The sequence below is a fragment of the Amycolatopsis orientalis DSM 40040 = KCTC 9412 genome, from assembly GCF_000478275.1.
In the GTDB taxonomy this organism is placed as follows: Bacteria; Actinomycetota; Actinomycetes; order Mycobacteriales; family Pseudonocardiaceae; genus Amycolatopsis; species Amycolatopsis orientalis.
The window spans coordinates 1-13,728 of sequence record NZ_ASJB01000069.1 but is presented as its reverse complement, the minus strand read 5'-3'; the positions used below and the strand labels follow the sequence as shown (position 1 = coordinate 13,728).

Genomic DNA, 13,728 nt, shown 5'->3' with positions numbered 1-13,728 from the left:
GTGTCGGTCAGCGAGATTGAAGCCGGTTCTCGGTAGCTTCGGCCCGACCGGGTCGCACGCGGACGAAAAGGAACACAGTGAAGAAATTCGTTGCCGCCCTGGCGGTCGCGGGGATCGGCGTCGGCACCATGGCGATCGCTCCCTCCGCCACGGCCGCCTCGGCGTCGGACTTCGATCCGAAGCCCATCAGCTGGGGAGCCTGCACCCGTCCGAGCCTGGTCAAGGCCGGCGCGGAATGCGGCTTCCTCGAGGTCCCGCTGGACTACGCGAAGCCGGGCGGGGAGAAGATCTCGATCGCCGTCTCGCGCGTCAAGCACAAGTCCGCCCAGTCGCAGGGCATCATGGTGGTCAACCCCGGCGGCCCCGGTGGCTCCGGCCTCGGCCTCTCGACACTCGGCCAGTACGTGCCGAAGGGCGCGGGTCTGGAGTACGACTGGATCGGCTTCGACCCGCGCGGGGTGGGGGAGAGCAAGCCGTCGCTGACCTGTGACGGCAACTACGCCTCTTACAACCGCCCGCAGTACGTGCCGACCACGCGGGCCATCGAGAAGACCTGGCTCGACAAGGCGAAGGGCTACGCGAAGGCGTGCGCCAAGAACGGCGCGATCCTCGACCACATCAAGACCATCGATGTCGCGAAGGACGTCGACAGCCTGCGCGAGGCGCTGGGCGAGAAGCAGATCAACTACTACGGCTTCTCCTACGGCACCTACCTCGGTCAGGTTTACAGCTCGCTGTACCCGCAGAACGTGCGGCGGATGGTCTTCGACGGCACGGTCGATCCCCGCGACGTCTGGTACCAGGCGAACCTGAACCAGGACATCGCCTTCGACAAGAACATCAAGACCTACTTCGGCTGGATCGCCAAGTACGACGACGTCTACCACCTCGGCAAGACCGCGTCGGCGGTGGAGAAGCTGTGGTACGCCGAGCAGAAGAAGCTGTACGACAAGCCCGCGGGCGGTGTCATCGGCGGTTCCGAGTGGACGGACATCTTCCTGCAGGCCGGGTACTACGTCTTCGGCTGGGAGGACATCGCGAACGCGTTCTCCGGCTGGGTCCACAAGGGTGACTGGCAGACCCTGAAGGGCCTGTACGACGACTCCAACCCGCCGGGTCAGGACAACGGGTACGCGGTCTACGCGGCCGTGCAGTGCACCGACGTGGCGTGGCCGCAGAACTGGAACCGCTGGAAGTTCGACAACTGGATCACGCACTTCCGGGCGCCGTTCGAGACCTGGGGCAACGCCTGGTTCAACGCGCCGTGCCTCAACTGGCCGGCGAAGCCGGGCAAGCCGGTGGAGATCGACGGGCGCAAGGTGCCGGGAATCCTGCTGATCAACGAGGAGAACGACGCCGCGACGCCGTACCCCGGCAGCCTCGAGGTCCGCAAGCGTTACCCGAACTCCAGCCTGATCAGCGCGCCCGGCGGCACCACGCACTCCGGTTCGTTGTCCGGTGTGTCCTGTGTGGACGACAAGATCGCGGATTACCTGCTGACCGGGAAGCTGCCCGTGCGCAAGCCGGGCAACGGTTCGGACGTGCAGTGCTCCCCGGTCCCGCAGCCGGTTCCGGACGGTGCGTCGGCCACGGCGAAGAAGTCGGACGTGCCCTCGTCCGTCGCCGAGGTGAAGAAGGAGGCGCTGGCCCAGGCGCTGCCTTTCTGAGCCTGACCGCCCTTCGCGACCTTTCGGTGCCCCGCTTCGGATACCTTCCGGAGCGGGGCACTCGCATTTCGTCCTCTGGATGCGGGTATTGCGTGGTCATGACCGGCACCCTTTGGGCCCGGATCGCACCGAAAGGACCGGTCATCCACCGTCCGGACGCCGATTCCCGCCGCCGGGCCGGGGAATTGTCGGCACCGCCCGTTAGCGTCCCCGGCATGACCATTGTCGAAGAGCACCGGACCGAGATCCGCGTGCAGGACACCGTTTACCGCATCGAGGTCGCCGCCCGTGAGGGTGGCGGCGCGGCCGGGGAAGACCGCTGGGTGACCGTCATGGTCGGCGGAGCCGGACCGCATGAGGAGCCTGTCGCCGAAGGCAGGCTCGATATCGACGCCGAGGCCGTACCGGCCTTGGCGACCGTCCTTTCCGACACGCTGATGGCGTTCGCCGGACGGGGCACCGGCCGGAACGGTCGCCGAAGATCGGCCGACCGTCCCGCGCACCAGGGCCTGCCGTGGTCCGATGAACTCGACGCCGAACTGGAAAGCCGTTGGCTGGCCGGGGAAAGCGTCGAGGAGATCGCGCGGCGGTTCGAGCGGACGCCGGGTGGCATCCGGGCCCGGCTGCCCAGGGTCGGCTGCGACCCGGAGCGCCGGGGCGCGTACCTGCCGATCCCGCCCAGTCAGCGAGAGGTGGGTGAACTCGGCTGAATCCAGGTGGCCACGAGGGCAGGGCCCGCCCTCGTGGCCACCCCTCAGTCCACTGTGGACGAAGTAGCGCGGTTCATCCGCGCCGCCATCTCCCGGAGGTGGCCGATCAGTTCCGGCGGCTCGTGCACGGTGAACTCACAGCCGAGCCCCAGCAGCCGGAACGCGAGCCAGTCGAGGGTGTCCGCTCCCGCGTTCAGCACGCAGGTGCCGTCGTCGAGCGGTTCGAGTTCGCCGATGCGGTCCCCGATCGCGGGGGCGACCTGGTTGATCGGCGCGTGCAGGGTCACTCGCGCGCTGTAGGTGGGAAGGAGGCTGTACATCCTCTCGGTGACATAGGCGGCGACGTCCTCGGCAGGCGGTCGCCGTGGGGTGGCCCGGCCGCCGGTCGCTCGTGCTCCGGTGATCCGGTCCGCCCGGAAGATCCGCCAGTCGTCGCGGTCGAGGTCGTAGCCGAGCAGGTACCAGCGGCGCCCGGCCGAGACGAGGCGGTGCGGTTCGACATGCCGCCGGGTTTCGGTGCCGTCGCCGGTCCGGTAGCCGAACCGGGTCCGTTCGGTGTTGGCGATCGCGCCGGCGAAGACGGTGAGGTGTTCCGGATCGACCGCGGGGCCGGTTCCGGGCAGGGGTACGGTCGCGGCGCCCAGCGCGCCGACGCGGTAACGCAGCCGCGAGGGCAGCACCTGTTCGAGTTTCGCCAGTGCCCGCACCGAAGACTCCTCGATACCCGAGATCGCCTGCCCGGCCGCGCTCCGGAGACCGACCGCGATCGCGACGGCCTCCTCGTCGTCGAGCAGCAGCGGTGGCATCGCCGCGCCCGCGCCCAGCCGGTATCCGCCGTCCGAGCCCCGCGACGCCTCGACGGGGTAACCGAGCTCACGCAGCCGGTCGATATCGCGCCGGATGGTCCGCTGGCTGACCTCCAGCCGTCGCGCGAGCTCGCTGCCGGGCCACTCACGCGGTGTCTGCAGGAGCGAAAGCAGGCCGAGCAACCGGGCGGGCGTGTCCGTCATGCGGTAAGGATGCCCTGGGAAGGGGACAGCAGATGACCTATATCGGGTGAGCGACGCGACAGTGTTCGAGCGCGCTTCCGTTTGATTGAACTTGCACTGCTGTGCATAATCATTCGTATGACGGTGAAGATCGCGGTGGCCGGAGCCAGCGGGTACGCGGGCGGCGAACTCCTGCGCCTGCTGCTGACCCATCCCGAAGTCCAGATCGGCGCGCTGACCGCGGCCAGCTCCGCGGGGACGCCGCTCATCCAGCACCAACCGCACCTCGCGCCGCTGGCGGACCGCGTCCTGCTGGAGACGACCCCGGAGACACTGGCCGGGCACGACGTCGTCTTCCTCGCGCTGCCCCACGGCCACTCCGGGGCCATCGCCGCCCGGCTCGGACCGGACGTCCTGGTCGTCGACCTCGGCGCGGACCACCGGCTGGCGAACGCGGCCGACTGGCAGCGCTGGTACGGCGGCGACCACGCCGGACAGTGGCCGTACGGCCTCCCCGAGCTCCCCGGCGCTCGCGAGCGTCTCGCCGGGACCAAGCGCATCGCGGTCCCCGGCTGCTTCCCGACCGGCGGTTCGATCGCCCTCGCCCCGGCGCTCGCCGCGGGCCTGATCGAACCGGAGATCACCGTCGTCGCCGTGACCGGGACCTCGGGCGCGGGCAAGAGCCTCAAGCCGAACCTCCTCGGTTCGGAGGTGATGGGTTCGGCCTCCGCGTACGGCGTCGGCGGCGCCCACCGGCACACCCCCGAATTCGCACAGAACCTCTCGGCGATCTCGGGGGAGCAGGTCAAGGTCTCGTTCACCCCGGTGCTCGCCCCGATGCCGCGTGGCATCCTCACCACCGCGAGCGCCGCGCTCAAGGCCGACCTGGACGCCGACGGTGCCCGCGAGGTGTACGAGAAGGCCTACGCCGCCGAGCCGTTCGTCCAGCTGCTGCCGCCGGGCCAGTGGCCGTCGTCGGCCTCGGTGGTCGGCTCGAACAACGTCCAGCTGCAGGTCACCGTCGACGCCGACACCCGGCGCCTGATCGTGGTCGCGGCCATCGACAACCTGACCAAGGGCACCGCGGGAGGTGCCGTGCAGTCGATGAACATCGCGCTCGGCCTCCCCGAAACCACCGGACTACCGACCGTAGGAGTCGCTCCGTGACCGTCACCCAGCCGAAGGGATTCCGCGCCGCGGGCGTCGCCGCCGGGATCAAGGCCGAGGGCAAGCTCGACCTCGCGCTCGTCGTCAACGACGGGCCGCTGCAGGTCGCGGCCGGCGTGTTCACCCGCAACGTGATCAAGGCCGCGCCCGTGCTGTGGTCGCAGGAGGTACTGAAGCAGCAGCGGCTCAAGGCCGTCGTGCTCAACTCCGGCGGCGCGAACGCGGCCACCGGCCCCGGTGGCTTCCAGGACACGCACAAGACCGCCGAGAAGGTCGCCGAACTCCTCGAGGCGGGCGCGATCGAGGTCGCCGTCTGCTCGACCGGCCTGATCGGTGAGCGCCTGCCGATGGACGCGCTGCTGTCGGGCGTGGACACCGCCGTCAAGGAACTCGGGACCGGCGCCGAAACCGATCTCGCCGCCGCCACCGCGGTCATGACCACCGACAGCAAGCCGAAGCAGGCGGTCGCGAAGCACGAAAGCGGCTGGAGCGTCGGCGGATTCGCCAAGGGCGCCGGCATGCTCGCCCCGAACCTCGCGACGATGCTCTCGGTCCTCACCACCGACGCGGTCGTCTCGCCGGAGGTCCTCGACCGGGCCCTGCGTGCCGCCACCGGCGTCACCTTCGACCGGCTCGACGTCGACGGCGGCACCTCCACCAACGACACCGTCCTCGTCCTCGCGTCCGGCGCCAGCGGCGTCGAACCGTCCGAGACCGAACTGACCGAACTGCTCACCACTGTCAGCCTCGACCTCGTGCTGCAACTGCGCGCGGACTCCGAGGGCGCCACCAAGTACGTCGACGTCATGGTCACCGGCGCGGCGAGCGAGGCCGACGCGATCGCCGTCGGCCGGACGATCGCCGAGGACAACCTGGTCAAGACCGCGTTGTTCGGTTCGGATCCCAACTGGGGCCGGATCGCCATGGCGCTGGGCCGGGTGCCCGCCGAGATCGACCCGGAAAAGGTCTCCATCACGATCAACGGCGTCACCCTGTTCGCCAAGGGCACCACGGCCGCCGACCGCTCCGAGGCCGACCTCTCCGGACGCGACATCACGATCGTCGTCGACCTCGGTCTGGGCGAAGGCGAGGCGACGATCTACACGACCGACCTCTCGCACGCCTACGTCGAAGAGAACAGCGCGTACTCGTCATGAGCCCTTCCGAATCCACGATCCCCGCGGACGAACGGCTCGCGACGGCCGCCGAGAAGGCCGCGATCCTCATCGAGGCCCTGCCCTGGCTGCAGCGTTTCCACGGCGCCACCGTCGTGGTGAAGTACGGCGGCAACGCCATGATCGACGAGACCCTCAAGCAGGCCTTCGCCGAGGACATGGTGTTCCTGCGGATGGCCGGGTTGCGCCCGGTCGTGGTGCACGGCGGCGGCCCGCAGATCACCGCCATGCTCAACCGGCTCGGCGTCGAAGGCGAGTTCAAGGGCGGCCTGCGCGTCACCACCCCGGAGACGATGGACATCGTCCGCATGGTGCTGACCGGACAGGTCAGCCGCGAACTCGTCGGGCTGATCAACGCGCACGGCCCGTACGCGGTCGGCATCTCCGGCGAGGACGCGCGGCTGTTCACCGCCGAGCGCAAGCAGGCCACTGTGGACGGTGAGCAGGTCGACATCGGTCTCGTCGGCGAGGTTTCCGAGGTCAACCCGGACGCGGTACTCGACATCGTCAACGCCGGGCGCATCCCGGTGGTCTCCACGGTGGCCCCGGACGTCGACGGCGTGGTGCACAACATCAACGCCGACACCGCCGCCGGCGCGCTCGCCGCCGCGCTGGGCGCGGAGAAGCTCGTCGTCCTCACCGACGTCGAAGGTCTCTACGCCAACTGGCCGGACCGTAGCTCGCTGGTCGACCGCGTCCGCGTGGACCGCCTCGAAACCCTGCTGCCCGGCCTCGCCAGCGGCATGATCCCGAAGATGGAGGCCTGCGTGCGCGCCATCCGCGGCGGCGTCCGCCGCGCGCACGTGATCGACGGCCGCATCGCCCATTCGGTGCTGCTCGAGGTCTTCACCTCCCGTGGCATCGGCACCATGGTCTTCCCCGAAACGGAGCTCCCGTGACCACCCTCAAGTCCAATGCAGACGGCCAGGAGCACTGGAAGTCGTCCCTCATGGACAACTACGGCACACCGGCGCTGACCCTGGTCCGCGGTGAGGGCGCGAAGGTCTGGGACGCCGACGGCAAGCCGTACGTCGACCTGGTCGGCGGGATCGCGGTCAACGCGCTGGGGCACGCCCATCCCGCCGTGGTCGCCGCGGTCTCCGAACAGGTCGCGAAACTCGGGCACACCTCGAACCTCTACGTGAACCCGGTCGTCGTCGAGTTCGCCGAGACGCTCCTGGACGTCGCCGGTCTGTCCGGCAACGCGAAGGTGCTGTTCGTCAACTCCGGCGCGGAGGCCAACGAAGCCGCGCTGAAGATCAGCAGGCTCACCGGGCGCACCAAGATCGTCGCCTGCGAGGGTGCCTTCCACGGCCGCACCATGGGCGCGCTGACGCTGACCGGTCAGCCGTCGAAGCGGGATCCGTTCGTGCCGCTGGTTCCGGGTGTCACCCACGTTCCGTACGGAGACATCGACGCGCTTCGCGCCGCGGTGGACACCGACACGGCGGCGGTCTTCGTCGAGCCGATCCTCGGGGAGGCCGGAGTGATCCCGGCGCCGGACGGCTACCTCCAGGCCGCGCGGGAGATCACCAAGGCGACCGGGACGCTGCTCGTCGTCGACGAGGTGCAGACCGGCATCGGCCGCACCGGCGCGTGGTTCGCCTTCCAGCACGCCGGCATCGTCCCGGACGTCATCACCCTGGCCAAGGGCCTCGGCGGCGGCCTGCCGATCGGCGCGGTCATCGGCGTCGGCGAGGTGGGCGAACTGGTGAAGCCGGGGCAGCACGGGACCACCTTCGGCGGCAATCCCATCTGCTGCGCCGCCGGGCTCGCCGTGCTCAGGACCATCGCCAAGGACAACCTGAACGACCACGTTTCCGCGCTGGGCAAGGACATCGCCTCTCGCGTGGAGGAGCTCGGCCATCCGCTGGTGGCCGGGGTCCGCGGCGCCGGGCTGCTGCTCGGCATCGCGTTGCGCGAACCGGTCTCGGCGGCGGTCGCCAAGGCCGTGCAGGAGGCGGGCTACCTGGTCAACCCGGTCGCCCCGGACGCCATCCGGCTGGCACCACCGCTGATCCTGAGTGCCGACGAGGCCAGCGGATTCCTCGAAGCCCTTCCCGGGGCGCTCGATTCCACCACCACCTAGGACAGAGACGAAACCGATGCTCCGCAACTTTCTCCGCGACGACGATCTCAGCCCGGCCGAACAGGCCGAGATCCTGGACCTCGCCGACCAGTTGAAGGCCGAGCCGCTGAGCTCCCGCGCCCTGGAGGGCAAGTCCGTCGCGGCGATCTTCGAGAAGAACTCCACCCGGACCCGGTTCTCGTTCGAGGTGGGCATCGCCCAGCTCGGCGGGAACCCGGTGATCGTCGACGGACGCTCCATGCAGCTCGGCCGCGAAGAGACCATCGAGGACACCTCGCGGGTGCTTTCGCGCTACCTGGATGCGATCGTCTGGCGGACCTTCGCCCAGAAGCGCATCGACGCGATGGCGTCGGCGGCGAGCATCCCGGTGATCAACGCGCTGACCGACGAGTTCCACCCGTGCCAGGTGCTCACCGATCTGATGACCATCCGCGAGCGCAAGGGCAAGCTCGCCGGGCTCACCCTCGTCTACCTCGGTGACGGCGCCAACAACATGGCGCATTCGCTGCTGCTGGGCGGGACCACGGCCGGGATGCACGTGCGCGTCGTCTCGCCGGAGGGCTTCCAGCCGGATCAGCAGGTCATGCTCGACGCCAAGCACCGGTCGACCGAGACCGGCGGCAGCACCACGGTCTTCACCGACCCGTACGCCGCCGTCGAAGGCGCGGACGTCGTCGTCACCGACACCTGGACCTCGATGGGCCAGGAGAACGACGGTCTCGACCGGGTCGGTCCGTTCCGGGAGCTGCAGGTCAACGCCGCCCTGATGCGCCGGGCGGCGGACGAGGCGATCGTGCTGCACTGCCTGCCCGCGCACCGCGGCTGGGAGATCACCGACGAGGTCATCGACGGCCCGTCGAGCGCGGTCTGGGACGAGGCCGAAAACCGGCTGCACGCGCAGAAGGCGCTGCTGGTATGGCTCCTGGACGAGAAGCGACGATGACCGGCAGCAGGGTCACCCGGCAGGCCCGGATCACCGAACTCGTGTCCACGATGGCCATCCGCAGCCAGACAGAGCTCGCGAAGCTCCTGGCCGCGGAAGGCATCGACGTCACCCAGGCGACGCTGTCGCGCGACCTCGACGAACTGGGCGCGGTGAAGCTGCGGGGCGCCGATTCCGGCGCGCCCGTGTACGTCATCCCGGAGGACGGCAGCCCGGTACGCGGAGTGCAGGGCGGGACTTCCCGGCTTTCACGGTTGCTCGCCGAGCTGCTCGTTTCGGCGGATTCGTCGGGGAACCTGACCGTACTGCGCACCCCGCCCGGGGCGGCGCAGTTCCTCGCCAGCGCCATCGACCGGGCGGCGCTGGAGGAGGTCGTCGGTTCGATCGCGGGCGACGACACGGTCGCGGTGATCGCGAGAGAACCCTTGTCCGGCAAGGATCTGGCCGAGCGCTTCATGGCGCTGGCCCGAAGGTCGTCCACGGTGGACGGCGGTGAGGAGGCCGAAGGTGACGCCTGAGGGGTTCGCCTTCCCGGATGACCCGGAGAAGCTGGTCGTCACCTTCGACGAAGGGGTGCCGGTCGCCATCGACGGGGAGACCGTGACCCTGCTGGAGGCCTTCCAGCAGGTGAACCGCCGCATCGGCGCCTTCGGGCTCAAAGGCCGCGAGATCTACGAGGGTCCCGGCGCGGCCGCGTTGGTCACCGCGCACGAGGAACTGGAAAAGGTCAGCCTCGGGCAGGTGTCCGGCGAAGTCCGGTTGATCCTGCACCGCGGGAACGTGGTCGTGAATTCCGCGCGCGACGAGCGCGCGCTGTACGACTTCACCACAGGCGCTACCTTCGACCGGTCAGTCGCCTGAAGAATCAAGGAAATCCGAGGAGTGTTGTGAGCGGGAATGAGCAGCCGGTGCAGCTGTGGGGCGGCCGGTTCGCCAGCGGACCGGCGGAGGCGATGGCGGCACTGAGCGCCTCGACCCATTTCGACTGGCGCCTGGCGCCGTACGACATCGCCGGGTCGCGGGCCCACGCGCGAGTGCTGCGGAAGGCCGGGCTTCTCACCGAAGACGAGCTGACGGGCATGCTCGCCGCGCTGGACACCCTCGCGCAGGACGTCGCCTCGGGCGAGTTCACCCCGACCGTCGCCGACGAGGACGTCCACACCGCGCTCGAACGCGGCCTGCTGGAGCGGGCCGGCACCGATCTCGGTGGCAAGCTGCGGGCGGGGCGTTCGCGCAACGACCAGGTCGCGACGCTGTTCCGGATGTGGCTGCGCGACGCCGCCCGCCGGGTCGTCGCCGGCACGCTGGGCGTCGTCGACGCGCTGGTTTCGCAGGCGGACCGGCATCCGGACGCGATCCTGCCGGGGCGTACGCATCTGCAGCACGCCCAGCCGGTCCTGCTCGCGCACCATCTGCTCGCGCACGGCCAGTCCCTGCTGCGCGATGTCACCCGGTTGCGTGACTGGGACGCTCGCACCGCCGAATCGCCCTACGGTTCCGGCGCGCTCGCGGGCTCCTCGCTCGGCCTCGACCCCGAGGCCGTCGCCGAGGAACTGGGCTTCGACACCAGTGTCGAGAACTCCATCGACGGCACCGCTTCGCGCGACTTCGTCGCCGAGTTCGCCTTCGACGTCGCGATGCTCGCGGTCAACCTGTCCAGGATCGCCGAAGAGGTGATCATCTGGAACACCGCCGAATTCGGCTACGTCACCCTCGACGACGCGTGGGCGACCGGCAGCTCGATCATGCCGCAGAAGAAGAACCCGGACGTCGCCGAACTGACCCGCGGCAAGGCCGGACGACTCATCGGCAACCTGACCGGCCTGCTCGCGACGCTCAAGGCGCAGCCGCTCGCGTACAACCGGGACCTGCAGGAGGACAAGGAGCCGGTCTTCGACTCCGTCGAACAGCTGGAACTGCTGTTCCCGGCGATCGCGGGCATGCTCGAGACGCTGACCTTCCACACCGACCGGCTCGCCGAACTGGCGCCCGCCGGGTTCACCCTCGCCACGGACATCGCCGAATGGCTCGTGCGCCAGGGCGTTCCGTTCCGTGTCGCGCACGAAGCGGCGGGGGAGAGCGTCCGCGTGGCCGAAGGCCGCGGTGTCGGGCTGGACGAATTGACCGACGAGGAATTCGAGAAGATCAACCCGGCGCTGACGCCCGCCGTGCGCGAGGTGCTGACCGTCGAGGGCTCGGTGAGCTCGCGCAACGCCCGCGGCGGCACGGCTCCCGAGCGGGTCGCCGAGCAGCGGGACCGGCTGGTCGCGCGGGTCGCCGAACACCGCGCCTGGCTGAGCTGACAAGTGGGTCGTGAGTGGTAAGTGCCGTTAGAACGGCACTTACCACTCACGACCCCGGACGTGTCGCGATCAGCCGACCGGCGTCGTCGTGCACACCGCGTTACCCCGCTGCTTCCAGGCACCGCCTCCCACACTCTCGAAGAAGCGCAGACAGAGCAGGGAGCCAGGATCGAAGGACTTTCTGATCGCGAACGTGTCGCGGCTCTCCGTGCTCGTCCGGCCGGTCAAGTTGAATCCGTTGGGGCCGTACACGTTGAAGTATCCGTATTTGCCGACGAGCGGCGAGTTCCGCGAGGCGACGAGGGTCGTCACGTAGTTGGCCGTCCCGTTCGTGGTGTTGCAGTAGTAGGAACTACAGACCTTCTCGGAGGCCGCGGAGGCCGTTCCGGTCATGAGCGCGGTCGACGCCGCCGCGGTGAGCGTCCCGAGGACGGCGAAACGCGTGAGAAACGTCTTGACGGACATTTTTGGCCTTTCTTCGGGGACCCAGGGCACCGACCGTGGCATGGCTCACTAACCGTGCGCTAAGCGTCGATGGCCCCGGTCCGGGATAGGGTCGGCTGAGGGAGATCGCGGGCAAAAGGAGAGTGCGGAACGTGGTGACCGGCAGACAGTTCACCCGGCGGGAGCTGGCGCTGGATCCGGTGGAGCTGTCCACGCTCCTGCTCGGCGCGGTGCTCGAAGCGACCGGTCCCGACGGCACCGTCGCGGTCCGCCTGGTGGAGGTCGAGGCCTATCGCGGACTCGACGACCCCGCGTCGCACTGCTATCGCGGCAAGACCCCGCGCAACGCGGTCATGTGGGGCCCGGCGGGACATCTGTACGTGTACTTCGTCTACGGCATGCACTTCTGTGCCAACGTCGTCGGCACCGAAGACGGGCAGCCGGGTGCCGTGCTGCTGCGGGCCGGGGAAGTGGTGGCCGGCGCGGACATCGCCAAGGCGCGCCGTCCGTCGGCGCGGGGCAACGGCGAACTCGCCAAGGGACCGGCCATCCTCACCTCGGTGCTCGGCATCGACCGGGCCGAGAACGGCGTCGATCTGACCGATCCCGCGTCCCCCGTCCGGCTGTTCACCGGTGAACGCGTCCCGGAAACGGCCATCCGCACCGGGCCGCGCGTCGGCGTCGCGATGGCGATGGACACGCCGTGGCGGTTCTGGATCGACGGCTCACCCGCCGTCTCCACCTATCGCCGGGGCGGCAAGCGACGGGCGGCGGCCCCCGGCCGATAGTCGGTTGACCTGGTGCGGGAGGATCTACAGGCGTGAGCGAGCACATCCTTGACGAGCTGACCTGGCGCGGCCTCATCGCGCAATCCACCGACACCGACGCACTGCGGCGAGACCTCGACCAAGGACCCCTCACGCTCTATTGCGGATTCGACCCGACCGCACCCAGCCTGCACGCCGGCAACCTGGTCCCGCTGCTGATGCTCTCGCGCTTCCAGCGCGCCGGACACCGGCCGATCGTGCTGGCCGGGGTCGCCACCGGGATGATCGGCGACCCGCGCGACACCGGTGAGCGCACCCTGAACACGGTGGACACGGTCTCCGCGTGGGCCGACCGGATCCGCGGGCAGCTGGAGCGGTTCGTCGACTTCGACGACTCGCCGACGGGCGCGGTGATCGAGAACAACCTGGATTGGACCGCGAAGCAGAGCGTGGTCGAGTTCCTGCGCGACGTCGGCAAGCACTTCCCGGTCAACATGATGCTGAACCGGGAGACGGTGAAGCGCCGCCTCGAAACCGACGGCATCTCCTACACCGAGTTCAGCTACCTGCTGCTGCAGTCGCAGGACTACCTGCACCTTTACCGCGAATACGGCTGCAAGCTGCAGATCGGCGGCTCTGATCAGTGGGGCAACCTCGTCGGCGGTGTCGACCTGATCCGCCGGACCGACGGCGGGCATGTTCACGCGCTGACCGCGCCCCTGGTCACCGATTCCGACGGGCGCAAGTTCGGGAAGTCCACCGGTGGCGGCAGCGTCTGGCTCGACCCGGAGATGACCTCGCCGTACGCGTGGTTCCAGTACTTCCTGAACGTCGCCGACGCCGACGTCATCCGCTACCTGAAGATGTTCTCCTTCCTCGGGCAGGAGGAGATCGCGGCGCTCGCCGAGGACACCGAACAGCGCCCCCACCTGCGGTCCGCGCAGCGGAAGCTGGCGGAGGACTTCACGACGCTGGTGCACGGCGAGGCGGCGACCCGGCAGGTCATCGCCGCGAGCCAGGCGCTCTTCGGCAGGGGAGAGCTGCGCGAACTCGACTCGTCGACCCTCGACGCCGCCATGGCCGAGGTGCCGAACGGCAAGGTGGACCCGAACGGTGAGTCGACGATCGTCGACCTGCTGATCGCCGCCGGGCTCGTCGACAGCAAGGGCGCCGCGCGCCGCACCGTCAAGGAAGGCGGCGCGTACGTCAACAACACGAAGATCGCCGACGAGGAGTGGAAGCCGTCCGCGGACGACGCCCTGCACGGCCGCTGGCTCGTGGTCCGCAAGGGCAAGCGCAACGTCGCCGGCGTGCGCGTCGGGGGCTGACCGCGGCCCGGGCCCGAAACAGGGGCCTTGACCTGCGGAAACGCAGTTAAGGTACCCCCCTGTTTCGGGGCCCTTCCGGGGCGTGTAAAGTTCTCCAAGTCGCCAGGGAAACCGGGTGGCCGACCGGGACACGAACCAAGCTCTCG

At 69.4% G+C, this 13,728-nt stretch carries 14 protein-coding genes; 12 read left to right on the top strand and 2 right to left on the bottom strand.

The features are described 5' to 3' along the window. The first annotated feature begins 77 nt into the window (after nt 1-77). Entirely contained in the window at nt 78-1,667 is a 1,590-nt protein-coding gene (locus tag L324_RS24365; RefSeq protein ID WP_037313116.1) for an alpha/beta hydrolase, read from the top strand. 215 nt (nt 1,668-1,882) lie between these two features. Next, the gene (locus L324_RS24360; RefSeq protein ID WP_037313113.1) at nt 1,883-2,377 is read left to right on the top strand and encodes a hypothetical protein; all 495 of its coding nucleotides are present in this window, start codon (nt 1,883-1,885) and stop codon (nt 2,375-2,377) included. 44 nt (nt 2,378-2,421) lie between these two features. Here L324_RS24360 and L324_RS24355 read toward each other — a convergent pair whose 3' ends face one another. Then, nucleotides 2,422-3,387: a helix-turn-helix transcriptional regulator gene (locus tag L324_RS24355; protein ID WP_037313110.1), complete on the bottom strand. Its 966-nt coding sequence runs from the start codon at nt 3,385-3,387 to the stop codon at nt 2,422-2,424. A 117-nt stretch (nt 3,388-3,504) separates the two neighbouring features. On the opposite strand from L324_RS24355, the gene argC reads away from it, so the two are divergent. The 8 genes from argC to argH are packed head-to-tail and all read left to right on the top strand — an operon-like array spanning nt 3,505 to nt 11,043. Then, the gene (gene argC, locus L324_RS24350) at nt 3,505-4,533 is read left to right on the top strand and encodes an N-acetyl-gamma-glutamyl-phosphate reductase (protein WP_037313107.1); all 1,029 of its coding nucleotides are present in this window, start codon (nt 3,505-3,507) and stop codon (nt 4,531-4,533) included. After that, nucleotides 4,530-5,690, top strand: a complete 1,161-nt coding sequence (gene argJ / locus L324_RS24345) for a bifunctional glutamate N-acetyltransferase/amino-acid acetyltransferase ArgJ (RefSeq protein WP_037313104.1) — start codon at nt 4,530-4,532, stop codon at nt 5,688-5,690. The genes argC and argJ overlap by 4 nt, the downstream gene beginning before the upstream one ends. After that, nucleotides 5,687-6,607, top strand: coding sequence for an acetylglutamate kinase (gene argB, locus L324_RS24340; protein WP_037313100.1), 921 nt, complete (start codon nt 5,687-5,689; stop codon nt 6,605-6,607). The genes argJ and argB overlap by 4 nt, the downstream gene beginning before the upstream one ends. Continuing rightward, nucleotides 6,604-7,797, top strand: a complete 1,194-nt coding sequence (locus tag L324_RS24335; protein ID WP_037313097.1) for an acetylornithine transaminase — start codon at nt 6,604-6,606, stop codon at nt 7,795-7,797. The genes argB and L324_RS24335 overlap by 4 nt, the downstream gene beginning before the upstream one ends. 16 nt (nt 7,798-7,813) lie before the next feature. Then, complete coding sequence (gene argF / locus L324_RS24330) at nt 7,814-8,740, top strand: ornithine carbamoyltransferase (protein WP_037313095.1); 927 nt, start codon at nt 7,814-7,816, stop codon at nt 8,738-8,740. Beyond that, entirely contained in the window at nt 8,737-9,258 is a 522-nt protein-coding gene (locus L324_RS24325; RefSeq protein WP_037313092.1) for an arginine repressor, read from the top strand. Before argF ends, L324_RS24325 begins: the two co-directional genes overlap by 4 nt. After that, nucleotides 9,248-9,601 (top strand): adenine nucleotide alpha hydrolase family protein, encoded by a 354-nt coding sequence (locus L324_RS24320; protein WP_037313089.1) that lies wholly within the window; start codon nt 9,248-9,250, stop codon nt 9,599-9,601. Before L324_RS24325 ends, L324_RS24320 begins: the two co-directional genes overlap by 11 nt. A gap of 26 nt (nt 9,602-9,627) precedes the next feature. Continuing rightward, nucleotides 9,628-11,043, top strand: coding sequence for an argininosuccinate lyase (argH, locus tag L324_RS24315; RefSeq protein ID WP_037313086.1), 1,416 nt, complete (start codon nt 9,628-9,630; stop codon nt 11,041-11,043). Between the two features lie 69 nt (nt 11,044-11,112). On the opposite strand, the gene L324_RS24310 is transcribed toward argH, so the two are convergent. Beyond that, a complete protein-coding gene (locus L324_RS24310; RefSeq protein WP_051174079.1) occupies nt 11,113-11,508 on the bottom strand; it encodes a hypothetical protein in 396 nt (131 codons plus the stop codon). A gap of 131 nt (nt 11,509-11,639) precedes the next feature. Here L324_RS24310 and L324_RS24305 point away from each other — a divergent pair, with 131 nt between their 5' ends. Further along, the gene (locus tag L324_RS24305) at nt 11,640-12,275 is read left to right on the top strand and encodes a DNA-3-methyladenine glycosylase (RefSeq protein ID WP_152546982.1); all 636 of its coding nucleotides are present in this window, start codon (nt 11,640-11,642) and stop codon (nt 12,273-12,275) included. A 32-nt stretch (nt 12,276-12,307) separates the two neighbouring features. Beyond that, on the top strand, nt 12,308-13,582 hold the full coding sequence (tyrS, locus tag L324_RS24300; RefSeq protein ID WP_037313083.1) for a tyrosine--tRNA ligase: 1,275 nt from the start codon (nt 12,308-12,310) through the stop codon (nt 13,580-13,582). Nucleotides 13,583-13,728 lie beyond the last annotated feature (146 nt).